A 21,889-nucleotide genomic window follows, 5' to 3' on the forward strand; every position below is an offset into this window, starting at 1 on the left:
GGTCAGCAGCAACAAAAAGCCGCAACCTTGGGTTGCGGCTTTTTTTATGCGGGCGGTGAGATGTAGCCAAAAAATCAAGGCGCGGCTGATGATGGCAGTCCGCGCCTTGTGCTTACGCTCTCGGCTTATCCCACCCTTGGCGAGGTGGAATTCAACCCAATGGCTGCCGAGTCAGCCATGGGCTCGATGGGTTGGCTTACTTGGGGCTGCACTCCTGAATAATGACGGTGCCCACTTCACCGGATGCCTTGCTGGGATCGACCTTGATGAGGAAGCTCCACAGACCGCTGTCCAGCGTGACACTGTTGTTACCCATGCCACCATCCCCATGTTGCAGCGGATAGGATTGCTCAGCGCTCAGCGGGAGCAGCTTGCCGCCCGCATCCTGCACGTAGAACTGCTTGCTCCAGTTGCCATCGTCGTTGGCAAACTTGAACTCGAAACTGCCTGCATAGTTGAACGCCGCCTGATAGATGGCCAGGTTGCCATCCATCCCCTTGTAGTTCAGCTGGTAGGCGGCCTGGGCATTCCAATTGCTCAGGCTGCCGCGCACATAGAGCGGGAAGCCGAGCGGATTGCCTGACACCGTGTCCAGCACCTTGCAGGCTTGAACCGGCTCGGTGTAGCTGACGCTCAGGCTGGGTTTTTCCTTGTTCATGGCGGTAAACACGAACTTGTAGGTACCGGCCTTGTCAACATTGAACGGCAGATCTCCGCCATTGGCACAGAGCACACTGACCTGGCCTGCCGCCAGCTGATCGGAATCACTGCATTTGCCGTAGTTGATTGGCCCGCCCCAGTCACTACCGGCGATCTTCACCTGAGTCGACTCCAGTTGATCGGCCGTCACTTCGGTGGTGAACTCATAAGTAAAGTTGCCACTGAAATTCATCTGGTTGACCGGATCCCACTGGTTCAAGAAGCCGCGCACGAAGACACCTGTGTCACCAAACGGGGGTATGGTGCTCAGATCCGTCTTCTTGCCCACCGGCAGGCCTGTGCCCTGGGCACCACTTTGCGGCTTGACGAAGACGGCAGCAGACCATGGACCCAGGTTGAGTTCGCCACCACTGACCGAGGCACTACTGGCGATGCTGTCAGTGCCGCGATGGGCGCTGCTCAGCACCATGCCGGAAAGATCGATGGGTTGATCGTTGCCGTCACGGAAGTCACCGATGCTCTGGGAGGCGTTGCTGGCGTTGATCATCACCACCAGGCCGTCGATGGCCGGATCCAGATCCGCACCGGCGCCGGTGCCGTCATCCACGCTCATCACGATAAGACCCGGGAGCTGGTCAGGACCGGTGTTGCGAAAATCGACCCGCTTGATCACCTCGGCACCGCTGCCAAGACGCAGCAGACGGGAAGATTGGCGCAGTTCCGCCAGCTCCTGATAGAAGCCCTGCATCTCGGCAATCTGATCCTGCGTCGGCTTGCTGTGCTGGCCGAGTACCTGCTCGATCAGGCCATAGTTGGCCTCATCCTTGTCCTTGCGTGGCAGACCCTTGTCGAAGTTGTTGTCCCCAAGGGTGTAATCGACCCGGTTGTACCAGTCACCGGAATCGTAGCTGTCCCGCTCCATGGACTTGGAGCGCAGCAACTCGCTGCCGGCGTGGGTGAAGGGGATCCCCTGCCCCAGCATGGCGGTCGCGAGCGATACCCCCTGCATCCGCACCAGATCGGCACCGGCCGGCGCCTTGTAGACCAGATTGTCGAACAGGGTCTGGTTGTCATGCTTGGAGACATAGTTCTGGATTTCGGTCGGATCCTGGGCATAGCCCGCCGCCTGGCCGTTGTAGTCGATGTCAGAACCCTTCTTCGGAATGCCGTCCTTGTCGGTCAGCACGAACTCCTTGAGGTTCCCCGCCATGCCGAGGCGCACCAGATCGGACTGGTGCAGGGCGGTGGCGAGATCGACACCGTCCACCTCGTTGGGATCGATGAAGGCCCCGTTGCCGAAGCCCTGGGTCTTGCGAATGCCTTCCCCGCCGTCAAACGGGCTGCCGCCGCGCACTGCATCCCGCAGCCGATCGGAGAAGGAACCGATGCCGGTGCCGCCGAGATGCTTCTGGGTCGCCTGCACGAAGCGCTTGTCGTTCTCCACCTCGCCAAAGTTCCAGCCCTCCCCGTAGAAGTACATCTCCGGGTTGACCTTCTTCACCTCTGCCAGGGCCTGCACGATTTGATCTCTCGGGTGATGCCCCATCAGATCGAAGCGGAAGGCATCTATCTTGTAGTCCCGTGCCCAGGTCACCAGGGAGTCATCGATGAGCTTGGCAAACATGGCGTGTTCCGGCGCCGTGTTGGAGCAGCAGGTGGAGTTTTCCACCGAGCCGGTCTCCGGGTTCAGACGCTGGTAATACCAAGGCACTATCTTGTCGAGCACGGACTTCGAACTCAGCCCCGCCTCGTTGGTGTGGTTGTAGACCACGTCCATCACCACGTTCATGCCGATGTTCTGCTTGATGGCCTGCACCATCTCGCGGAACTCCTTGATCCGCACTGTCCCCTCCGCATCGGTGGCATAGGAGCCTTCCGGGGTGGTGTAGTGGTAGGGGTCATAACCCCAGTTGAAGGAGTCCACCCCGCGCAGATAGCCATACAGCTCCTGCACCACCGGGTTTTCCTTGCTATCCGTGGTCTGCAGATCCTCCAGCACGGACGCTATGGTCTGGCCGCCACCACAGTGGCTGGCGAACTTGGAGTTCTTGACCTCGGGATTGACCTCGCACAGCTTGCTGAAGTCGTCGCTGATGTTGGCGACCTTGGCCGGATCCTCGTCGATGGTGGCGATGTCGAACACCGGCAGCAGGTGCAGGTGGCTGACGCCGCTCTTGGCCAGGGATTTCAGGTGCTTGACCGGCACGCTGTCGCCATCGGTCAGCCCGAGGAACTTGCCCCTGTGCTCGGCCGGGGTGGATTCATCATTGCCGGTCAGATCCCGGACGTGGGCCTCGTAGATGACGATGTCGGCCGGATTGGCCTGGCTGTGGGGGGCCTTCAGGCTATCCCAGCCCTCGGGCTTGAGGGCCGGATCGTCGAGATCCACCACCTGGCTGAACTCGGAGTTCATGGCGAGGCTCAGGGAGTAGGGGTCGGTAACCTGATAGGATTCCAGCTTGCGGCTGAGGGGGTGATAAACCTCGATGGCGTAGCGGTAATACTTGCCGACGAGATCGCTGCCCCCCTGCAGGCTCCAGCTGCCGCTCGCCTCATCCAGGGTCATGGCCCGCTCGCCGAGGGGCTGATGGTGCTCATCAAACAGTGCCAGCTTGACCGACTTGGCGGTCGGCGCCCACAACCGGAAGGTGACGTTACCCCCCTCGACCATGGCGCCATAGCTGAGCTTGGCGGCGGCTTCGGCGTAGACGGCGTCGAGGGCACCGGCGCTCTGCACCAGGGTCGCCCCCTGCAGCACACCGCTCGTGTCGGTGCCGATGGCCACCAGCTCCCCCTTGAGCAGGGGCTTGAGATCCGCAGCCGAAGGCAGAGCAAAGGCGGCGGCATCCTTGAGGTGCGGGTACTTGGCCTGCTGCTCGGCAGTCAGGCTGGTGGGGGTCAGCTTGAGGTAGGGGAAGTCGAACACCCCTTCGCTGTTGGCGGTGATGGTGCCGGACTCGGTGTAGTAGAGACGAACATGGGGTTTGTCCTTGCCCCCTTGCCAGATCAGGGTGTTGCCATCGATCAGATGGGCACTGGCCCCGGCCACGCCGAAGGCGGCGGTGAAGGCCTCGGCACGGCTGCCGAAGATCTCGTTCTTGCCCGCGACGATGGCCACGGTGCGATCCGGGTGATCGCTGAACGCCACCTTCATGTCGGCACCGGTCAGGTTCGCCAGCTCGCCGTTACGGGCGATGAAGTTGATGCAGCCTTCCATCTTGGAGAGGGGCACCACCCAGGCGGGGCCAAAACTGTCGGCGGCCGACGCCGTCTTGCTGGCATCGTCCCAGCTCGCGTTCAAGCCGCCTTCGGCGGTGGCGTTACAGGCATCGTTGTTCCACAGGTGCAGACTATGACTGGCGAAGGGGCCGTCGATGCCGCGCGCCGCGCTGGTCTGGGTATCCATCAGGGCGATCACCGCTTCATTGGGGCCCGCCACCAGCAGCTCGGCCGGAGGTTGCACATTGGGAAGACGAGCGACGGGCTCATCCTGAGGTGTGGGAGGAGTAGGGGACGAGGAGCCGTTGTCATTACAGCCAGACAAAAGCGCGAGCAGTGAGGCTGTTACCAGCGCCACTTTGGTCTTTTTCATATCCATTTTTTTATAATTCCCGCTGTAGTTAGTCTCGATATTCGAGTACCCGGTTGTGGCCGAGCGGTGCCATATTAATCAGCGGGCATTGCGGCAAATGTGAGCTGATGGGCAAAAAACCACTACCCTTTCAACAAGATAACGTTTTCATAACGAAAATTGGATCGATCTCACAGACCGACGGCATGAATTAATCCTATTGCCTGACCATCTACCCAGGTGTAGGTAGATTACCCTTCATTGACACTTGAAACAGGAAGGAAAAACGATGGCACGCATAGAAGAACAGGCGAAGCGGCTGGATGCGGATTATCTGGCCATCAGCCAGTTGTTCGATCAGTTTTGTCAGCAGGCGGGCAGCCTCGCCGAGCAGTATCACTTCTTCAACTGGCCGGATTACGAGGATACCCCTCCCCTGACGCGCGCCTTCACCCTGCTGGGGGAACCCCGGGAGCTGAAGTTGCATTGCCAGCCCGGCGAGCGGGGTACCCTCAACGGGGTTCTGCAGATCCTGGATGAGGAAGGTGAAATACATGCCAGCCTGGGGTACCACGCCGACGGTCAGCTGCTGCTGGAATCAGGCCGCCTGCTGGACAACCCGCCGGCGCTGTTGCTCAAGCTGCTGCTCGGCACCGTCTGGCATAAGGCCCCCCAGGAAGGGGAGCACCAGTCCCACTGATCGGTTCTAGTGCGGGGTCACTTCAATGGTGAGATGCACCAGCTCCTCATGAATGGCGAGGCGCTCGCGGATCTCGCTCGCCGGCACAGGCTCAGCCATCGCCAGGGATAACACCCCCGCATACTCCCCCTGCCCGACCCGCCATACGTGCAGGTCACGGATCTCGGCGCCGGGCAGCTCGGCAATCACTTCCCGGATCTCCGCCACCACGGGGGCGTCCATCTCCGCATCCAGCAACACCAGCCCGGTATCACGCAGCAGCCCCTTCGCCCACACCGCCACCAGCACAGCCCCCACTATCCCCATCAGGGGATCCAGCCAGTCGGCCCCCCACAGCATGCCCCCCACCAGCGCCAGTATGGCCAGCACCGAGGTCAGGGCATCCGCCAGCACGTGGATATAGGCGGCGCGCAGGTTCAAGTCCTGATGGCCGTGGTGATCCCCATGATGATGATCGTGGCCGTGATGATGACTGTGGTCGTGACCATGATGGTGGCCGTGATCGTCCTTGAGCAACCAGGCGCAGGCGAGGTTCACCAGCAGGCCCAGCAGGGCGATGCCGATGGCCTGTTGATAATGAATGGGGCTGGGATCCAGCAGACGAGCCACCGACTCGAACAACATCAACCCGGCTACCCCCACCAGCAGCAGGGCACTGGTGAAGCCGCCCAGCACCTCGATCTTCCAGGTACCAAAGCTGAATCTGTGATCGCGGGCATAGTGGCGGGCAGCGCGATAGGCCAGCACGGAGAGGCCCAGCGCCAGGGCGTGGGAGCTCATGTGCCAGCCATCGGCCAGCAGGGCCATGGAGTTGAAGATCCAGCCGCCGCCTATCTCAGCCACCATCATGACGACGGTGAGCAGCACGGCCCAGCGGGTCTTCTGTTCGGCCAGCGGATTACCCTGATAGACCACGGGTTGGCAGCAATGCATGGGGGCGGCGGATGACATGAATTTCTCCTGCAAGATGGAATGCAATATACTATACCCCAGTATAGTTTTAATGTGCGAGAGGATCCCATGTCACACACGGTACATAACAAGAAGAAACTGCTGGCGCGGGTCAGACGCATCAAGGGACAGACAGGGGCGCTGGAGAGCGCGCTGGAGCAGGAAAGCGACTGCGCCGCCATCCTGCAGCAGATCGCGGCCATCCGTGGCGCCGTCAACGGCCTGATGCTGGAGGTGCTGGAAGGGCACATGCGCGAACATCTGGGCGCCGCCGAGGCGACCCCGGCCGAGCGGCTGGAAGATCTGGATCAGGTGGTGCAGGTACTGCGTTCCTACCTGAAATAATCCATGGTCGGTGAGCCAGGCTTGCAAACGAACACCGGGTTCGGTCCGCCTTCCATGCAAAGGGGGCAAGAGTGGGGGTTCAGACTTGAGCCATCTCCGACTTTACGCCATGATGACCGCCGATCGTTGATCCCACACTCTGGATTCCAATTCGCAAGGACCCCCCATGTTTGAACACGTCGATGCCTATGCTGGCGACCCCATACTGACGCTAGTCGAGACCTTCCACAAAGATACCCGCGAGCAGAAGGTGAACCTGGGGATCGGCCTCTATTATGACGAGCAGGGCCGCATTCCGCTGCTGGCGTCGGTCCAGCAAGCCGAGGCCCAACGTGCCGCCGCCCCGGCGCCGCGTCCCTACCAGCCCATGGAAGGGGCCGCCAACTACCGCACCGCCGTGCAACACCTGCTGTTTGGGGCCGAGCATGCCGCGGTCAAGGCCGGTCGCATCGCCACCATCCAGACCATCGGCGGCTCCGGCGCCCTGAAGATCGGCGCCGATCTGCTCAAGCGCTACTTCCCGACCTCCGAGGTCTGGGTCAGCAATCCGACCTGGGACAACCACAAGGCCATGTTCGAGGGGGCCGGCATCAAGGTGCACGACTACCCCTACTACGACGCCACCACCGGCGGCGTCCAGTTCGACGCCATGCTGGCCTGCCTGAGCCAGCTGCCGGCCAGGAGCATAGTGCTGCTGCACCCCTGCTGCCACAACCCGACCGGGGTGGATCTCTCCCGTGCCCAGTGGGATCAACTCATCACCCTGGTGGTGGAGAAGAACCTCATTCCCTTCATGGACATCGCCTATCAGGGCTTCGGTGACGGCCTGGAGGAAGACGCCTACGCCATCCGCGCCATGGTGGATGCCGGTGTCAGCTTCTTCGTCAGCAACTCCTTCTCCAAGAACCTCTCCTTCTACGGCGAGCGCTGCGGCGGCCTGTCCGTCATCTGCAAGGATGCGGAAGAAGCGGGTCGGGTACTGGGCCAGATGAAGGCGACCGTGCGTCGCAACTACTCCAGCCCCCCCACCCACGGTGGCCAAATCACCGCGGCCGTAATGAACGACGCCAGCCTGCACGCCCTCTGGGTTGGCGAAGTGACCGAGATGCGTACCCGCATCAAGGCCATGCGCCAGAAGCTGTTCGAGGTGCTGAGCTCCAAGGTGCCGGGCCGCGATTTCAGCTACTTCATCAACCAGCGCGGCATGTTCAGCTACACCGGCTTCACGCCGGAGCAGGTAGACAGACTGCGGGAAGAGTTCGCCGTCTACCTGGTGCGCTCGGGCCGCATGTGCGTGGCCGGCCTCAACAGCCGCAACGTGGACTATGTGGCCGACGCCATGGCCGCCGTGCTCAAGGGCTAAGCCCCAAGCCCCGTCTCGGCGGGGCTTTTTGTTTCCATCCCCTTCCCCGGAGCCGCCATGGATCTGAACGCACTGTCTCGACTGGGGGGCCGCCACCTGCTCATTCTCATTTCCCCTCTGGAGCCACGATGGATCTGATCGCTCTCTCCCGTTTGGGGGGCCGCCACCTGGTGACCCTGCACCTGCTGCTGGACAGCCAGAGCGTCACCCGCACTGCCGAGCGCCTCTGCACGACCCCCTCCTCCGTCAGCAAGACCCTCAACCAGCTGCGGGAGCTGCTGGGGGATCAACTGCTCTACCGCCAGGGCAACCAGCTGCTGCTCACCCCGTTTGCCGAGCGGATCGGCCCCGGCCTGCACCGCTTGCTCAGGGAGCTGAACGGTCTCACCAGCCAGGAGGGCTTCAACCCTGCCAACTGGCAGGGTCAGCTGCACATCGCCCTGCGCGAGAGCGGCATGACCTGGCCCATGGGGCCCATCCTGGGTCGACTGATGAAGGAGGTGCCGGGGCTGGTGCCGGTCATCTGGAACAAGGAGGAGCAGGCGTTGACGGCGCTGGCGGCGGGCAAACTCGATTTCGTGATCCTGCCCCATGATCAGAGCCAGCCTCTGCCGAGCCAGGCCGGGCTGGTGTGGGAGCCCCTGCGGGAAGACGGGCTCACCTGTCTGCTGCGATCAGATCACCCGGCGCTCTCCCGGGCGTGGGATCTGGATGCTTACCTGAGCTGGCGCCACATCGCCATCCGCGACACCGAGCTCGCCAGCCCCTTCTTCGAGCAGAGCCTGGCCCAGTTGCAGGTACGGCGCCAGATTGGTGCCACTCTGCCAGACTTTGGCAGTGCGGCGGCCCTGCTGCGCCAGAGCGATCTCATCCTCACCACCCTGGAGGGCTGGGCGAGGCAGGCCGAGTTGCCGGGTCTGGTGAGCCGTCCGGTGCCGTTTGACTTTGGCGCCCTGACCCACAGCCTGGTGTGGTACGGCCCGACCGGGGAGGATCCCGCCCTGCGCTGGTTCCGCCAGCGGATCCTGCAACTGGGGCGAGGGCTCGGCCAGTCATGACACTCGGCCAGCTGGCTCAGGGCTTCTTGGTGTAGATGGGGCTCGGGAAGGAGGCGACGTTGTTGCCAAGATCCGTGATGCGGGCCGCCCCCTGCTTGCGCACCTGATCCACCCGCAGCACGTGATGCATGGGGATCAGGGTGCGATTGACGTCGGCAAACTCGCTCTTGAGCTTCTCATGGCTGGGATCCACGATGAGCGCGGTGTGATTGTCCCAGACAAAATTCGCGATCTCGATGAAGCCGAACAGCTGCCCCTGATTGACCTCCCTGACATAGACCTCGTAACGCTCGTTGTGGCAAATAAACTGCACCCGGTATAAGGCGTTGGCTTCACTCATGGCTGTCTGTTGATGGTGGACGATTGACCCATTCTAGCGATCACCGGGCCCGCGCCCTATAGACGAAGTTCACAGTTGCGTCATATCGGGTCTCAACCTGCCTTACCTCTCATTAACACTCAGGTGTCATATGAGCGCGGGCAGGGAAACCGCCACAAAGCCCTTGTCGATCAGCGCCTTGGCCAGCCTCTCCAGCTCCTCTCTCGAGGCCTCCTGCCAGTCGAGCGCCTCCCCGCGCACGCCGTGGTGGCGAAAGCCGTTGAGGCGGATGGAGACCGGTCCCAGACTCTGCAAGAAGGCGCACAGACCCGCGTCCAGCCCCCCCTCCCCGTCGAGAAAGTCGCTTCGGCCCGGCACATGGAGCAGCCTCAGCTCGGCCAGCTTGCCGCACCGTGCCAGCAGTTTCAGGGAGGCGATCACCCGCTCGCGGTCGTACCCGGTCAGGGCGCGGTGTACCCCGTCCCGCCACCCCTTGAGGTCCAGCATGGCGCCGTCCAGCACCGGCAACAGCCGCTGCCAGCCCGCGGGTGCCAACGAGCCGTTGCTGTCCAGCAGACAATCCAGCCGGGCCAGCTCGGGATCGGCCTTGATCAGGGTGAAGAGAGCCACCACGAACGGCAGTTGGGTGCTGGCCTCACCGCCGGAGACGGTGACGCCGGTCAGCAACGAGGCATAACGGCGCAGCTGTGCCAGCACCTCGGCCACCGACATGACGCGGGTCTTGGGGCTGGCCTGGCACGGGCAGAGATCGGTGCAGCGGTCACACTGGCTGCAGAGGTCGGCCTGCCAGCTCACCTTTCCCTCATCCAACCGCAGAGCGCCGCTCGGGCAGGCGGGGACACAGTCGCCGCAGTGATCGCATCGTCCTATGGTGTGCGGATTGTGACAGCCGGGGCAGCGAAAGTTGCACCCCTGCAGGAAGATGACCAGACGATTACCCGGCCCATCCACGCAGGAGAAGGGCAAAATCCTGCTGACGATGGCGGTTCTCGCCAGCAAACGGCTCCGGTCAGACCCCACCCAGGCTCGCCTCCAGCCCCACCACCCGGGGAGCCCGTCGGCGGATGCCGGTCAGCTCGCTCGCCTCGGCGCCGAGGCAGGTGGTCTGCAAGCGGGAGCCCTCGTCCGCGAAGCGGGCCACATCGCTCTGGCGGATCATGTAACCGGTCACCCGCACCAGATCGCTGTCGGCCACGTTGGCGCTGAACTCACGCATACCGAGGGCGAAGGCCCCCTTGCAGAGCTGAAGCAGGGCCTGCGGGTTCTGGCGTATGGTGGGATCCAGGGTCAGGATCTCGCTGATCCCCGAGCCGTAATAGCCGTGATGGGGAGCCAGTGCCAGCACGTGACTGGCGGGATCCGGCTCCTCGCCGTAGGGGATCCGCACCCCAGGGGTCACCCCCCGGTCCACGCTCAGCCCCCCCTGGGCATGGAGCAGGGCCCGCCCGTTCCAGGCCCGAGGCTGGGGACGCTCGGTCACAAGCAGCGACAGCTGGGCCGAGATGCGGTAGCCGAGCTGATTCGCCCCCTCGTCGTGGCCGTAGCGCCCCGGCAACCCCTCTTTTTCCAGCAGCAGGTTCACCGCCTCTGCCATGCCATAGACGCCGAACATGGGCACGAAGCGATCCTCGTCGATGAGCCTCTCCTGCACCAGGAAACTGTCGAAGAAGCCGGACGCGTCGTGGAGGAAGCGGGTACGCGCCTCGATGAGCAGGGAAGCCTGCTCGCAGTAGTGGGGCAGCCAGCGGTGCATGAACGTCTCGATGTCGGGGCTGCGCTCCGCCAACGCCTTGAGGGAGAGACGCACCAGGGTATTGGCACCGCCCCCGAGCGGCAGTGCGTTGTAACAGCTGACGATGCCAAAACCGCGCTCATCGAACACAGACTTGTGCATTGGGTAGTTGACGATATGGGGTTTTCCGCACAAGGCGATATTTTCTACCGCCTGCATCAGCAGGCTGTCCGGGGTCGCATCGGGATCCCGGAACAGGCTGAGGTTCGGTGCCACCTGCTTGAGTTCGCCGTCGATGCGCAGGATCAGGCGGCAGAGGCGGTTGTCATCCGGGCCGATATTGACGTGCATGAAGGCATCCGGCAGCACCCTGTCCAGATAGATCCAGAAGCGCCGCAACTTGCCATAGAGGGTCTCGTCGTCCAGTTCCCCGACAAAGGGCAGCAGCAGCTGATCCAGCCGTCCCAGCCAGACCGGCATGCCGGTGACCGAAGGCACGTGGTGGTAGAGGATGCGCAGGGCATCGAGAGCCTCGTCAAAATCCCGGGGGGGCGACAGTTCCAGCCAGGCCGAGCCCTGGCTCAGGAAACGCTGGTAATCTGGCAGCACGTAGCGTGGCTTGTGAGGGGCATGGCCTTCGAACATGTCGCACAGCGCCCCCTCGGCCATGGCGTCCATGACGGTGGTGGGCAGTGCGGGGTAAGGCAGGGCGTTCTCGGCGGCCAGGGCCAGGGCCTGGCGCTTCTGGGCCGGAGAGAGCAAGGGATCGCAAACGATGCGCTGACAGGTGGCGGTGAGGGACATGGAAGGCTCCTTGACGGTGGAGGCTAAATCCTCACACTTGCAGGGCCTTATTTGAAGTGACATTCACAACAGAGCGGATATCCATAAACGACATCCGCTGTGCGGGATCACGGCTCAACCCAGCCAGGGCAGCAGGCTCAGCAAGCCCCCTTGCCAGCGCAGCAGGAAGAAGCCCCCCATGCCGACCACCACCACGACCAGGGTCGGCAGCCGCAACAGGGTCAACACCGTCACCAGCAGAGTGGCGGCGAGGTAATCGGGATCCCAGTCCAGCCCCTTGCCCGGCTCATAGCTGAAGACGATGGGCAGCCAGATGGCAGTCAGCACCGACTGGGCCGAGAAGCTCAGAAAAGCCCCCATCTCCGCACCGGGCTGGTAGCGGGTCAGCCGGGAGAAGAAGGCGAAGCGGTTGAAGAAGGTGATCAGGGTCAGCAGCCCTATCATCAGCCAGGCCATGACTACCTCCTCATCCGGTGCAGCACATAGCCCACCACCATGCCGGCCAGGGCCGAGACGATGATGTGGATCTCCGCCAGCAGCGGCTTGGTGACGAGGGCCGTCACGCCGCTCACCAGGGTCGCCGCCACCATGGGCAGGTTCTTCATGGCGGGGATCGTCATGGCGATGAAGGTGGCCGCGATGGCGAAATCCAGCCCCATGTGATCCAGCCCTTCGATGTATTGACCGGCGGCGATGCCGAGCAGGGTCGCCACATTCCAGAATAGATAGAACACGAAGCCCGCGATCAGCGCATAGGCGTGGTTGAAGGCACCGCTGCGCTCCCTATCCTTGAGGGCCACCGCGAACATCTCGTCGGTCAGGAAGAAGGCCAGGCTGGCACGCCAACGCAAGGGGAGCGAGAGCACATCACGGCGGAAGGTGAAGCCATACAGCAGGTGCTGGGAGGTGATGACGAAGGTGGAACCCACGATGGGCAAGAGCGGCGTGCCGGCGCCAAACAGCGTGGTGGCCGAAAGCTGGGCCGCCCCGGCGTAGACCAGCAGGGACATCAGCTGGGCCTGGATGGGGCTCAGCCCCACCTGCAGCGCCAGGGCGCCACACAGAATACCCCAGGGAATGACCGAAACGGACAACGGGAGAATATCGAGGGAGGCGCGCCACCAGAGCGCACCCGTGCTCTCGGCCCCGGACGGCTGGGGGCGAGCTTGCGAGATCATGAGGTCATCCTTGTCCTGTCAACGAGAACCGAAAAACCTATCACAGCGCGGGGGGAGATACCATGCCACCGTCGAGGCGGGTGGATGGGCAGAGCAGGAGACAGCCCGCCTCGCCGATGCGGCGACGAGACGGGCAGGATCCATGGGGATCAGGGCTGGATGACGATGGGGGTGCCGGGCTCGATGGCGCCCCACACCTCGTCCAGATCGTGGTTCAGCATGGCGATGCAGCCGTTGGTCCAGTTAGACGGCTGCAGGCGGCGGTTGCCGATGTCGTTGCGCTGACCATGGATCATGATCATGCCACCCGGATTGACCCCCTTCTCGTTGGCCGCCTTGATGTCGTCCAGATTCGGGTAGTTGATGTGGATGGCCTTGTAGAAGCCGGAGTTGGTCTTCTTGTAGTCGAGGATGTAGCGTCCTTCCGGCGTACGCTGATCCCCTTCCTTCTGCTTGTGACCGATGGGCGCCGGGCCCAGGGCGATCCAGTAGCGTTTGACCTCTTTGCCATCCTTCATCAGGGTCAGGCTATAGCTCGACTTCTTGACCACCACCATGTCCGCAGACAGGCTGGCAAAACTCAATGCGGGCCACAGCCCCAGCAAACACAGCAATACGGCTCTCATTCCATCCCTCGACAAGCCTCTGGGGCTTTTTTGTTAGCACATCATCTGAATGTCGCCACGCCCTGACGGGGGCACTGTGGCAAGCGAGCGCCATGATATTGGATCGCCATCAATACTCAATATATCCAGAGAAACATATCTGAGACCACTCCGGCGGGCTCATGCCAGTGATCATGCTTCCTTGGATGAATGCAGAGCCAAAACAGAGAGATAGGCATTGGCTCACAAAGGGAAGACTCAAATAATCCCACTTCTTTATTGATACTTTCCTTCCCTTTCCTCTGGATATACCCTGACGCCGATCGTGTTCCAAGGAGACCCCATGCCCCCTCTTTCCTTCGTCGGCACCGGCCTGCTCGGCCTCTTGCTGGCCGTCCCCCTGAGTGCGGCTCCCCTACTGCTGCAAGGGGAACATCTGAGCTATCGCATCGATCCGGACACCCTCGCCATCTCGGTGGGCGACGTGCCGGTCAGCGCGGGACAGGTGGCTCGCCAGGTCAGCCATCTGCAGCAGGACGAGCAAGGCATACGCTGGCGCTGGCCCGCCCAGGAGACCCAGGTCGAGGTGGAACTGGACGGCCAGGATCTGCTGCTCACCCTCACCAGTGACGGTCCCCGCCAGCTCGCTTGGTACAGCCTGCCGAAGAACCAGACCCACCTATCCATGGCCTTTGGTGAGGGCAGCCGCTTTTCGGTGCGTGACAGCGACTGGCTCGGCTATATCGGCGACGAGCTGAGCGAGATCGACACCCATTATGACCTCAAGCTGCCGATGTGGAGCCAGGATGCGGGCAAGCAGACCTACAGTTGGATCCTGCAGAGCCCCTATGACAATCACCTCGCCTTCAGCCGCAAGGGGGGCAGGTTGCAACTCACCGCCAACCACGAGTTCAACCACTTCAACCGGGCTCCCCTGGTGGTGCGCCTGAGCGTCGGGGACGACTGGCTGGCGGGGGCGAGGCGCTATAGGGAATGGCTGCAGGCCGAGGGAGCCTGGCAATCCCTCGCCGACAAGTTCGGCCACATCCCGGCCGGGCGGCGCCTCATCGGTGCCAGCCATCTCTATCTGTGGGGGGATGCCCTGCTGGACAGGCAGGATGTGAAAGACTGGGCCGGCCTGCAGGCCAAGATCCTGAGCAAGCCGGAGTGGCTCAAGGCCTTTGGCAGCGAGGAGCAGGCCGTACTGGCTACGCCTGCCCCCCAGATCTGGCAGCAGACCCAGATCATGGAGGGGGTCAACCGGCTGATCGCCCGCCAGTTGCCGCTCCCCGCCCAGCAGGGCCCTCTGCTGCAAGGCAAGGTGCTGACCTTGCGTCAGCAGTGGGCCAAGAGCCAGTTTGGCGATCATCTGGTGTCCCAGGCTCGTTGGGGCCAGGGGCTCTCCCTGCCGGTCATAGAGGCGCTCCATCAGGCGGGGCTGCGCAAGCTCTGGCTCGGTACCCCCCAATGGACCGCCGCCCTGCAACAGGATCAGGCCATCGCCGCCGCCAAGCGACTGGGTTATCTGGTGGGCAGCTATGACTCCTATGACACCGCCATTCCCCCGGGTAGCAATGACAGCTGGCTCACCGCCCAGCTGCCCACCGAGCTTGGCAAGCGCTGCGCCATCATAGAGGCAGACGGCAAGCCCAGACCCGGCTTTGGCGGCGAAGGGGTCTATCTCAACCCCGGCTGTACCCTGTCATTTGCCAAGGAGCGCATGGGGGAGCTGGCCAAAGCCAGCGCCATCAACAGCCTGTTCCTCGACGTGGATGGCACCGCCATGGCCTCCAGCGACTACAGCCCGGCCCACCAGCAGGGCAGCGCGGCCATGATTGCCGCCCGCAACGCCCGCATGAGCTGGGTGGGAGAGCGCCTCGGACTGGTGCTGGGCTCGGAGGATGGCAATGCCCTCACCAGCCAGCCGCTGATGTTTGCCCACGGCATCCAGAGCTGGGGCTTTGGCTGGGAAGACGCCGCCATGCGCAAGCAGGCCAAGTCCCCCTACTACCTCGGCCAGTGGTGGCCGGACGAGGCGCCCCAGGTCTTCTTCCAGCCCGCCCGCCTCAAGCCCCGCTACCTCAAGACGGTGTTCAACCCGGCGGACAGGCTGCCCCTCTATCAGGCGGTCTTCCACGACTCGGTGATCAACAGCCACCACTGGCTGCTGGACAATCTCAAGTTCCCCGCCATCCGGGAAGAGCGGGCCCTGCTCGGCTTGCTCTACAACACCCCGCCCCTGGTCAACCTGAGCCGCAGCACCCTCAAGAGCCGTCTGCCGGAACTGGTCAAGCTGGATGCCCAGTTCGCCCCCCTGCACGAGGCGCTGTGGGACAAGGCATTGGTGGGTTTTCGCTGGCGTGACGGCGTGGGGCGGGTACAGGAGACCCGCTTCTCCGACGGCAGCCGGCTGGTGGCGAACTTCGGCAAGGGCAGCATCCTGATCGATGACCACAAGCTGCCGGGGCACCAGTTGCTGGTGGCCCTCAAGGATCAGCCCGTCCGTCTGTTGAAGATCTAGGCTGAGCCATCCCGAAATATCAGGCCCTGCTCATTGGCAGGGCCTGTTTTTTGGGTGCCTCAATCTTGCTCCCGTGACTGGAGACGCCGTTGCAGCAGCCGATGGAGCAACTTGTTGTATCTGGCCCAGGAGTGGATCAGCAGGAACAGACCGGCTATCAGCGCCAGAAACAGCTGTCCCAGCTCCTGCCAGTCCAGTGAGCCGATGAAGCCCACCTCCTCACCGCTCTTGAGATAGTTGAACCAGGGCTGGAGCGCCAGAAACAGCCAGCTGCCCCAGGTCAGCAACAGCAGCAGCAGGTCACGGAGCCGATAACGCCAGCTGCGTCTGTTGCCGTTGCGAATGATCATCGCCTTGCCGAGTCGATGTTTACTCACGGAAGGACTCTCCTCTGTCCGGGCTCTCCCATACCGCCAGCTGACCGCGACGGCGCACCAGGGCCTTGGGCACGGCGACAACCACGGTCACCAGGTTGAGCAGCCAATAGATGAGGGGATACCAGGCGCACCAGATGAAACTACGCAGCATGGTGCGGTCGTAATGGCTGTCGATGATGATGCTGATGCCAAATTGCAGCAGGCAGATGCCGGTCATCAGCACTCCGGACCAGGCGAAAAAGTGTCCCTCGGCCAGGGCGGCAAGATCCGGGTGCAGCAGCCAGCTCAGGGCCAGAAGCAGCATGCCGTAACACCAGGCCACACTGGCGGCATACTCGAGCAGCAACGGCCAGAAACGCCGATTCTGCCAGCGCAGCACCCGGGAGCCGTAGCGCAACATCACTTCGGCGCCCCCCTGAGCCCAACGCAGCCGCTGCTTGTAAAGACCGCGTACCGTCTCCGGCATCAGCACCCAGCACAGGACCTGGGGTTGATAGTGGATGAGCCAGCCCGCCAGTTGCAGCTTCCAGCTGATGTCGATGTCCTCGGTCACCATGTCGGTGCTCCAGCCACCGACCGCCTCCACCGCTGCTTTGCGAAACGCCACCACCACCCCGGAGACGGTAAAGACGGTGCCATAGATGCGCTGGGCCCGCTTGATGAGCCCGATGATGGAGCTGAACTCCCCGGTCTGGATCTTGCCGATGATGGTGGAACGGGTGCGCACCCTGGGGTTGCCGGTCACGGCCCCCACTCTGGGGCTCTCCAGAAAGTGCTTCACCATCCAGATAACGGCGTCGTGATCGAGGACCGCATCACCATCTATGCCCACCAGGATCTCGCCACTGGCCTCCCCCAGGGCATGGTTGAGGGCCATCGCCTTGCCCTGATTGGGCTGGTGCAGCACCCGCAGCCGCTCATCCGCCAATGCCAGTCGATCGAGACGCGCCCCTGTGTCATCCCGGCTGCCATCGTTGATGGCCAGCACCTCGAAGTCGGGATAACGCTGGCGCAGCAGGTGGCCTATGGTCTCTTCCACATTGGCCCCCTCGTTGTAGCAGGGCACCATCAGGGTCACTCTGGGATAACGGGGCAGGGTCACCCCCCGCCTCGCCAGCGCCAGATCCCGCCGCTCCCACTGGAAGTAGTAATAGAGACCACCGCACATCCACACCATGGCCATCAGGCTGGGGTAGGCCAGGGTGAAGACTGCCAGTCCGTCAAGAAAGGTCGTCATGGCTGCGGGCTCCCGACCTGACTACCGGAGGCAATCGCCTGCCCTGATACGGCCCCGGTCATGGAACCTGGCTGGCTCGCCGCCGAAAAAACGGGTTTCAACTCGGCAGGATCCGGCTGGTTGTTGTGAAAATCGTCCGGGTAGTAGCCGAAGTTGGTCACCCCTTGCTCGCGGATGATCCGCATCCAGCGTGCCAGCTCCGCATCGGGGATGGGCTTATCGGTGCGCCAGTTGCGGCTTTGCAACTCGAACACCAGCTTGTCGGCGGGCACGGTCACCAATGCATCCTTCGCCAACCTGGCGAGCCAGGCATCCGGATCCTCGGCCTGTTCCATGTAGGGCATGGCCATCACGGCGGTGTAGTCATAGGCTCCGGCAAAGTCTGCCATGCTCTGGGCAAACCACTGCTGGGATTCGGGTTCGGTAATCAGGGCTGCATAGATGTTGCGCGCCGTCTTGAGTCCATCCAGCCCTCCCTGCCGGTAGCGGGCGGCGGCCGCTTTCAGTTCAAGGGTGAAGTCGATGAGCTGGCGGGTCTTGTGCTCCCCCTGCGCCTTGAGCGCCGCCGGGCTGCGCGACAGCAGCCCCTCCCCTTCGTAATCCCCGAGGAAGGCATCGTCGTGGAACAGCAGGCCGTCGAACTTGGTGTAAAAACCGAGATCCTCGTAGATGTCCGCAATCAACCGGCGATTGGCCGGATCCCAGGGCGCCAGGCGCAGATACTGATCCGGGGCCGGCTTGCCGGTGCGGCTGTCGGTGACATAGGGGTGACCCGGGCCGAGATCGTAGGCCAGCACCGGCATCCAGGCGTAGACCTTGACCCCGGCCCGGGTACGCAGTTGCCAGGCGACCCGGTTGAACAAGTCCGCCTTCATCGGCATGTGGCGATTCGGGAAATAGAGCGCCTCCGCCACCCCGTCGCCGTTGTCGTCCGCATAGGCCTGCAGGTAGACGGTGGTGATGCCGTAGTTCTTGACGCGATCCAGCAGCTTGTCGAGGTTCTTGCCCTGCTGCACCGGATCCTTGTCGTAGACATAGTCGAGATCCACGTGCACCAGCCGCTGCAGCGACTGGGACCAGGTGTTGCCCCCCATGATCTCGTCCAGATTCTGCAGGCTGGTCTCCTCTTCCAGCAGGTAGCGGCGCACCTGACTGCCGGACTCCGCCAACCGGTTGACCCCGTCATCCAGGGTGAAGGTGTAGGGCATGCCCGCATCGTTGGCGATCTCCAGCGCGGTCTCGTTGAAGGCGCCATAGGGCCAGACCATGATGCGCGGACTCTGCCCAAGGTGCTGGCGGATCTGCTGGCTCGACGCCTCGAAATCCGCCTTGAGCCGCGCCCTGTATTGCGCCTGGCTCTCGTAACCCTTGGAGCTCCAGCCCGCCGTGGTCACCGCGGGTTGCACATTGCCCTGGGGGTTCGCCAGCAGACCGAAGTGGGAGGCGAAGGTGTGGGAGGCTATCTCCACCAGGCCGGAGTCCTGCATCTCCTGGATCTGCGGCCAGCCAACGAAGTAGTCACGGGGCAGCTTGTCGTCGCCATAGGGCACCATCTGATCCCGGGGGACATCCAGCCAGCTGCCCACCAGCGCGAACACCGCCGGGTACTGATAGAGCTTGAGCAGGGGATAGACCAGGCGATAGAAGCTCTCGTAGCCGTCGTCGAAGCTGAGCAGTATGGCCTTGGGTGGCAGGGGAGCCTTGCCCGCCTTGGCATCCAGGATCTGCTGGAAGCTGACCGGCTGATATCCCTGCTGCCGGATCCAGTTGAAATGGCGGATCAAGGTGTCGCGGCGCATGGTCTGGGGATACAGCTTGCGATCCGGGGTCAGCTTGAGGTCGATGATGTCGTGGTAGCAGAGCACCACATAGTCATCCCCCTGACGGGCGGCCTGGGTTGCCCAGGGCAGCAGCAGAGAGATGAGCACACAAAACGGGGTGAGCAGTCGGCGTATCACAGGAAGCTCCATTGCAGATTGGCAAAGACGAAATCGCCGTACTCGGCATCCCCGTCATAGGTCGCCTTGCTACGGCCAAGGCCGTAACCCAGGCTCAGGGCTGATGAGATAACCCAGTCATGGCGGTAGCTGAGCTGCCAGCCCTGACTGCCGCCATAACCCTGTTGCCAGTAGCTGTTGGTGGACAGGAAGAGACCCTGGGTCAGGGTACGATTGGCATCCAGCGGCAGGCGATAGCGGGCGCCCAGCTCCAGCTCCAGGTTGCGATCCTCGAGAGGGTTGAAGTAATCCACCTCGACGTCATCGTTGCGGGAACTGGCAGCGCGCAATGTGCCATCGAGCCACCAGCGATCGCGGCGCCACAGGTCTTGGCGCACGAAGCCGGAGACGCTCTTGCGCAGGTTGCCGTCGCCAAGATCCATCAGCTCGAGTTGAGCCCCCGCCTCCCGGCTCTCGTCCTGGCGCCAGTTCAGCGCGAGCTGATATTGATCGGCGTAGTCGCCCCGGGCGAGTGCCCGCAGGGGGGTGTCGGCACTGTTGAGGTTGACGGCACCCGCGAGGAACCACTGATCCCCGAGCCGCCAGTCCAGCCGGTTCCACAGATAGCCCCTGTGGTTGAGCTCCGATCCCATGCCTCCTTCCACAGTCCATTGCAACGGGTAGAACGCGAGCTCCATGCCAAGGCCGCTGTAGGCGGCGCGCTCGGGTTCATTGTCAAACTCGCCAAAGCCCCCCTGACGGCGCACGAACAAACGATGGCCCTCGTCGCTGCGGGCGCTGTAGAGACGGGCGTCATAGCGCCAGTCCCGGCTCGCCAGCACGGATCCCCCCTCGCTGCTGCCGTGGTTGAACTCGGTCATCAGGGTGGGCGCCTGCTCCTGCTTGAGGCGCTGACCCAGCGCCTTGCGATCCCGGTTGCCCTCCCCCAGGGCGCGGATGCGGGCCGGGGTCTGCTGCCACTGACCCCGATCGAGGCGGGCATTGAGCCGCCCCGGTTCGAGTTGCACCTGACTGGCGGGAGCCAGCCAGCGAGCCGCCAGGGCATAGGCCTCATCGGCCCGATCCGGCTGACCACGCCAGCGGCGCAGATCCCCGAGCTGCATCCAGAGCCAGGGATTGGCCGGCGCACTGTCAAGCCAGCCAAGCAGTTGGCGCTCGGCCTCATCGGCCTGGCCACGCCAGGCCAGCAGCAGGTTTTGCAACTGCAGCAGCCGCTCGTAATCATCGTTGTCCATGCGGGTGTTGCCGGTGAAATCCCAGCGGGTCAGGGGCTCCTGCCACTGGGCCAACACCCCGGTGGCCACCTCATAACGTTCCTGATCCGTGTAGGCATAGAAGCGCTTCTCCCGCAGCGCCTTGTCCGCCGGCATCCGCTGTGCCAACTCGTCGTAGATGAGGCTGGCCTCACGGCTGCGCCCGAGACCCGCCAGGGCATCGGCGCGAGCCATCAGCACATAATCGGGCTGGGCCCCTTTGGCCAGCAGGGCGGCGGAGCCCCGCTCGGCGAGTGCGAAGCGCCCGAGGGCCACCAGGGTCACGATGCGATCCCGCTCGTTGCTCAGATGCAGGGGGTGATCGCTCGGCGCCTTGTCGAGGATCCGCTCCTGCAACGCCAGCGCCCGCTGCAATGCGTGGGTGGTGAGCGCGGGATCCTCGGTCTGGGCGACACTGCGCAGCAGGCTGACCGCTTCATAGTGATCCAGCCAGAGCCGATCGATCTGATTGAACAGCGCAGGGTGCTGGTGCATCAGATCCGACGCCGCCGGACCCGCCCCCAGGCTCACCGCGACCCGATAGAGCGCCAGCAGCTGCTCGGGGTTGTCGGGGTCCCGCTCCAGCCACTGCTGACGGGCCAGCATCTCCCCCATGGCATCATCCTGTCTGCGTGCCCCATAGATGCGGGCATCCAGAATGGCCTCATCCCGGCCGAAGCGGGACTCATAATCGCTGGCGGCCTGCCGGGCCAGGGTCAGGTTGCCCTGATCGCTGGCGCTCAGGTAGAGACCGAGCCAGGCATTGCGGTTATCCGGCGCCCGCCCCTGCAAGATGCGGTAGTAGCTGATGGCGAGGGGATAACGACGCTCGTCCCGCGCCGCTCTGGCGAGAGCTTCGAGGGAGACATCGGAGATGGGTTTGAACTCGCAGGGCTCACAGCTCGCCAGGGCGGCTGCCGGATCCTTGCGCCAGAGTTGCACGGCGATGAGGTCGTCGAGCACCTTGCCATCCTGGCTGCGCCGGTAGAGGGCATCCAGACCTGCGGCAGCACGCTCGAGCTGCCCCTGCCGCGCCTGGATGACCCAGGCTTCTCTTTCCTGATCGAGCGCCCCCGCCCGGGACAACCCGGGCAACAACGCGAGAAGATAAAACATGCGATTCATTCGCAACATACACCCAGATTTCGTGGCGCCAGCCATGGCGGATCAGGGTTGAGCCTGATCATTCAACGGGACATGGACACTCGGGGATTTGAGGGTGAAAGGCAGAGATTG

Annotated in this window: 17 protein-coding genes; 5 read left to right on the forward strand and 12 right to left on the reverse strand. The window is 63.2% G+C overall.

The window, feature by feature from the left end; genetic code table 11:
• Nucleotides 1-196 precede the first annotated feature (196 nt).
• Nucleotides 197-4,258: a pullulanase-type alpha-1,6-glucosidase gene (pulA, locus tag VZC39_RS17285; protein WP_434664129.1), complete on the reverse strand. Its 4,062-nt coding sequence runs from the start codon at nucleotides 4,256-4,258 to the stop codon at nucleotides 197-199.
• Nucleotides 4,259-4,520: 262 nt separating this feature from the next.
• Here pulA and VZC39_RS17290 point away from each other — a divergent pair, with 262 nt between their 5' ends.
• Nucleotides 4,521-4,931 carry a hypothetical protein gene (locus VZC39_RS17290; RefSeq protein ID WP_349919566.1) on the forward strand — a complete coding sequence of 137 codons (411 nt, stop codon included), beginning with the start codon at nucleotides 4,521-4,523 and terminating at the stop codon, nucleotides 4,929-4,931.
• Nucleotides 4,932-4,937: 6 nt separating this feature from the next.
• Here the strand turns inward: VZC39_RS17290 and dmeF are convergent, their stop codons facing one another.
• Complete coding sequence (dmeF, locus tag VZC39_RS17295) at nucleotides 4,938-5,882, reverse strand: CDF family Co(II)/Ni(II) efflux transporter DmeF (RefSeq protein ID WP_349919567.1); 945 nt, start codon at nucleotides 5,880-5,882, stop codon at nucleotides 4,938-4,940.
• A 69-nt stretch (nucleotides 5,883-5,951) separates the two neighbouring features.
• Here dmeF and VZC39_RS17300 point away from each other — a divergent pair, with 69 nt between their 5' ends.
• The 3 genes from VZC39_RS17300 to VZC39_RS17310 all read left to right on the forward strand — a co-directional run bounded on the left by VZC39_RS17300 (nucleotide 5,952) and on the right by VZC39_RS17310 (nucleotide 8,648).
• Nucleotides 5,952-6,227: a metal/formaldehyde-sensitive transcriptional repressor gene (locus tag VZC39_RS17300; protein WP_349919568.1), complete on the forward strand. Its 276-nt coding sequence runs from the start codon at nucleotides 5,952-5,954 to the stop codon at nucleotides 6,225-6,227.
• 166 nt (nucleotides 6,228-6,393) lie between these two features.
• Nucleotides 6,394-7,590, forward strand: coding sequence for an aromatic amino acid transaminase (locus VZC39_RS17305; RefSeq protein ID WP_434664132.1), 1,197 nt, complete (start codon nucleotides 6,394-6,396; stop codon nucleotides 7,588-7,590).
• A 128-nt stretch (nucleotides 7,591-7,718) separates the two neighbouring features.
• The gene (locus VZC39_RS17310; RefSeq protein WP_434664135.1) at nucleotides 7,719-8,648 is read left to right on the forward strand and encodes a LysR family transcriptional regulator; all 930 of its coding nucleotides are present in this window, start codon (nucleotides 7,719-7,721) and stop codon (nucleotides 8,646-8,648) included.
• A gap of 16 nt (nucleotides 8,649-8,664) precedes the next feature.
• Here VZC39_RS17310 and VZC39_RS17315 read toward each other — a convergent pair whose 3' ends face one another.
• From VZC39_RS17315 to VZC39_RS17340, 6 genes are all read right to left on the reverse strand, one after another.
• Nucleotides 8,665-8,988, reverse strand: coding sequence for a DUF1820 family protein (locus tag VZC39_RS17315; RefSeq protein WP_349919572.1), 324 nt, complete (start codon nucleotides 8,986-8,988; stop codon nucleotides 8,665-8,667).
• Nucleotides 8,989-9,114: 126 nt separating this feature from the next.
• The gene (locus VZC39_RS17320) at nucleotides 9,115-9,987 is read right to left on the reverse strand and encodes a YjjW family glycine radical enzyme activase (protein ID WP_434664138.1); all 873 of its coding nucleotides are present in this window, start codon (nucleotides 9,985-9,987) and stop codon (nucleotides 9,115-9,117) included.
• 10 nt (nucleotides 9,988-9,997) lie between these two features.
• Nucleotides 9,998-11,524 (reverse strand): YjjI family glycine radical enzyme, encoded by a 1,527-nt coding sequence (locus tag VZC39_RS17325; RefSeq protein ID WP_434664140.1) that lies wholly within the window; start codon nucleotides 11,522-11,524, stop codon nucleotides 9,998-10,000.
• Between the two features lie 114 nt (nucleotides 11,525-11,638).
• Nucleotides 11,639-11,980, reverse strand: a complete 342-nt coding sequence (locus VZC39_RS17330) for an AzlD domain-containing protein (RefSeq protein ID WP_434664142.1) — start codon at nucleotides 11,978-11,980, stop codon at nucleotides 11,639-11,641.
• Nucleotides 11,981-11,982: 2 nt separating this feature from the next.
• Nucleotides 11,983-12,702, reverse strand: coding sequence for an AzlC family ABC transporter permease (locus VZC39_RS17335; RefSeq protein WP_434664145.1), 720 nt, complete (start codon nucleotides 12,700-12,702; stop codon nucleotides 11,983-11,985).
• Between the two features lie 149 nt (nucleotides 12,703-12,851).
• A complete protein-coding gene (locus VZC39_RS17340) occupies nucleotides 12,852-13,328 on the reverse strand; it encodes a L,D-transpeptidase family protein (protein WP_349919577.1) in 477 nt (158 codons plus the stop codon).
• A 322-nt stretch (nucleotides 13,329-13,650) separates the two neighbouring features.
• On the opposite strand from VZC39_RS17340, the gene VZC39_RS17345 reads away from it, so the two are divergent.
• Nucleotides 13,651-15,828 carry a glycoside hydrolase gene (locus VZC39_RS17345; RefSeq protein ID WP_434664149.1) on the forward strand — a complete coding sequence of 726 codons (2,178 nt, stop codon included), beginning with the start codon at nucleotides 13,651-13,653 and terminating at the stop codon, nucleotides 15,826-15,828.
• Between the two features lie 59 nt (nucleotides 15,829-15,887).
• Here VZC39_RS17345 and VZC39_RS17350 read toward each other — a convergent pair whose 3' ends face one another.
• From VZC39_RS17350 to pgaA, 4 genes are read right to left on the reverse strand one after another with little or no spacing between them, the layout of a single operon-like run.
• The gene (locus VZC39_RS17350) at nucleotides 15,888-16,205 is read right to left on the reverse strand and encodes a hypothetical protein (protein ID WP_434664152.1); all 318 of its coding nucleotides are present in this window, start codon (nucleotides 16,203-16,205) and stop codon (nucleotides 15,888-15,890) included.
• Nucleotides 16,198-17,442, reverse strand: a complete 1,245-nt coding sequence (pgaC, locus tag VZC39_RS17355; protein WP_434664154.1) for a poly-beta-1,6-N-acetyl-D-glucosamine synthase — start codon at nucleotides 17,440-17,442, stop codon at nucleotides 16,198-16,200. The genes VZC39_RS17350 and pgaC overlap by 8 nt, the downstream gene beginning before the upstream one ends.
• Entirely contained in the window at nucleotides 17,439-19,400 is a 1,962-nt protein-coding gene (gene pgaB, locus VZC39_RS17360) for a poly-beta-1,6-N-acetyl-D-glucosamine N-deacetylase PgaB (protein ID WP_434664156.1), read from the reverse strand. The genes pgaC and pgaB overlap by 4 nt, the downstream gene beginning before the upstream one ends.
• The gene (gene pgaA, locus VZC39_RS17365) at nucleotides 19,397-21,769 is read right to left on the reverse strand and encodes a poly-beta-1,6 N-acetyl-D-glucosamine export porin PgaA (RefSeq protein ID WP_434664159.1); all 2,373 of its coding nucleotides are present in this window, start codon (nucleotides 21,767-21,769) and stop codon (nucleotides 19,397-19,399) included. The genes pgaB and pgaA overlap by 4 nt, the downstream gene beginning before the upstream one ends.
• Between the last annotated feature and the right edge of the window lie 120 nt (nucleotides 21,770-21,889).

It is taken from the genome of Aeromonas sp. NJAU223, assembly GCF_051125555.1.
Classification (GTDB): domain Bacteria; phylum Pseudomonadota; class Gammaproteobacteria; order Enterobacterales; family Aeromonadaceae; genus Aeromonas; species Aeromonas veronii_G.

Bases quoted from the DNA above. Each gene is read 5' to 3' on its own strand.
- VZC39_RS17335 (WP_434664145.1), bottom strand. From the start codon at position 12,702: ATGATCTCGCAAGCTCGCCCCCAGCCGTCCGGGGCCGAGAGCACGGGT.
- pulA (WP_434664129.1), bottom strand. From the start codon at position 4,258: ATGGATATGAAAAAGACCAAAGTGGCGCTGGTAACAGCCTCACTGCTC.
- VZC39_RS17340 (WP_349919577.1), bottom strand. From the start codon at position 13,328: ATGAGAGCCGTATTGCTGTGTTTGCTGGGGCTGTGGCCCGCATTGAGT.
- VZC39_RS17305 (WP_434664132.1), top strand. From the start codon at position 6,394: ATGTTTGAACACGTCGATGCCTATGCTGGCGACCCCATACTGACGCTA.
- VZC39_RS17325 (WP_434664140.1), bottom strand. From the start codon at position 11,524: ATGTCCCTCACCGCCACCTGTCAGCGCATCGTTTGCGATCCCTTGCTC.
- VZC39_RS17290 (WP_349919566.1), top strand. From the start codon at position 4,521: ATGGCACGCATAGAAGAACAGGCGAAGCGGCTGGATGCGGATTATCTG.
- VZC39_RS17345 (WP_434664149.1), top strand. From the start codon at position 13,651: ATGCCCCCTCTTTCCTTCGTCGGCACCGGCCTGCTCGGCCTCTTGCTG.
- VZC39_RS17310 (WP_434664135.1), top strand. From the start codon at position 7,719: ATGGATCTGATCGCTCTCTCCCGTTTGGGGGGCCGCCACCTGGTGACC.
- VZC39_RS17315 (WP_349919572.1), bottom strand. From the start codon at position 8,988: ATGAGTGAAGCCAACGCCTTATACCGGGTGCAGTTTATTTGCCACAAC.
- VZC39_RS17300 (WP_349919568.1), top strand. From the start codon at position 5,952: ATGTCACACACGGTACATAACAAGAAGAAACTGCTGGCGCGGGTCAGA.
- VZC39_RS17330 (WP_434664142.1), bottom strand. From the start codon at position 11,980: ATGGCCTGGCTGATGATAGGGCTGCTGACCCTGATCACCTTCTTCAAC.
- pgaC (WP_434664154.1), bottom strand. From the start codon at position 17,442: ATGACGACCTTTCTTGACGGACTGGCAGTCTTCACCCTGGCCTACCCC.
- dmeF (WP_349919567.1), bottom strand. From the start codon at position 5,882: ATGTCATCCGCCGCCCCCATGCATTGCTGCCAACCCGTGGTCTATCAG.
- pgaA (WP_434664159.1), bottom strand. From the start codon at position 21,769: ATGTTTTATCTTCTCGCGTTGTTGCCCGGGTTGTCCCGGGCGGGGGCG.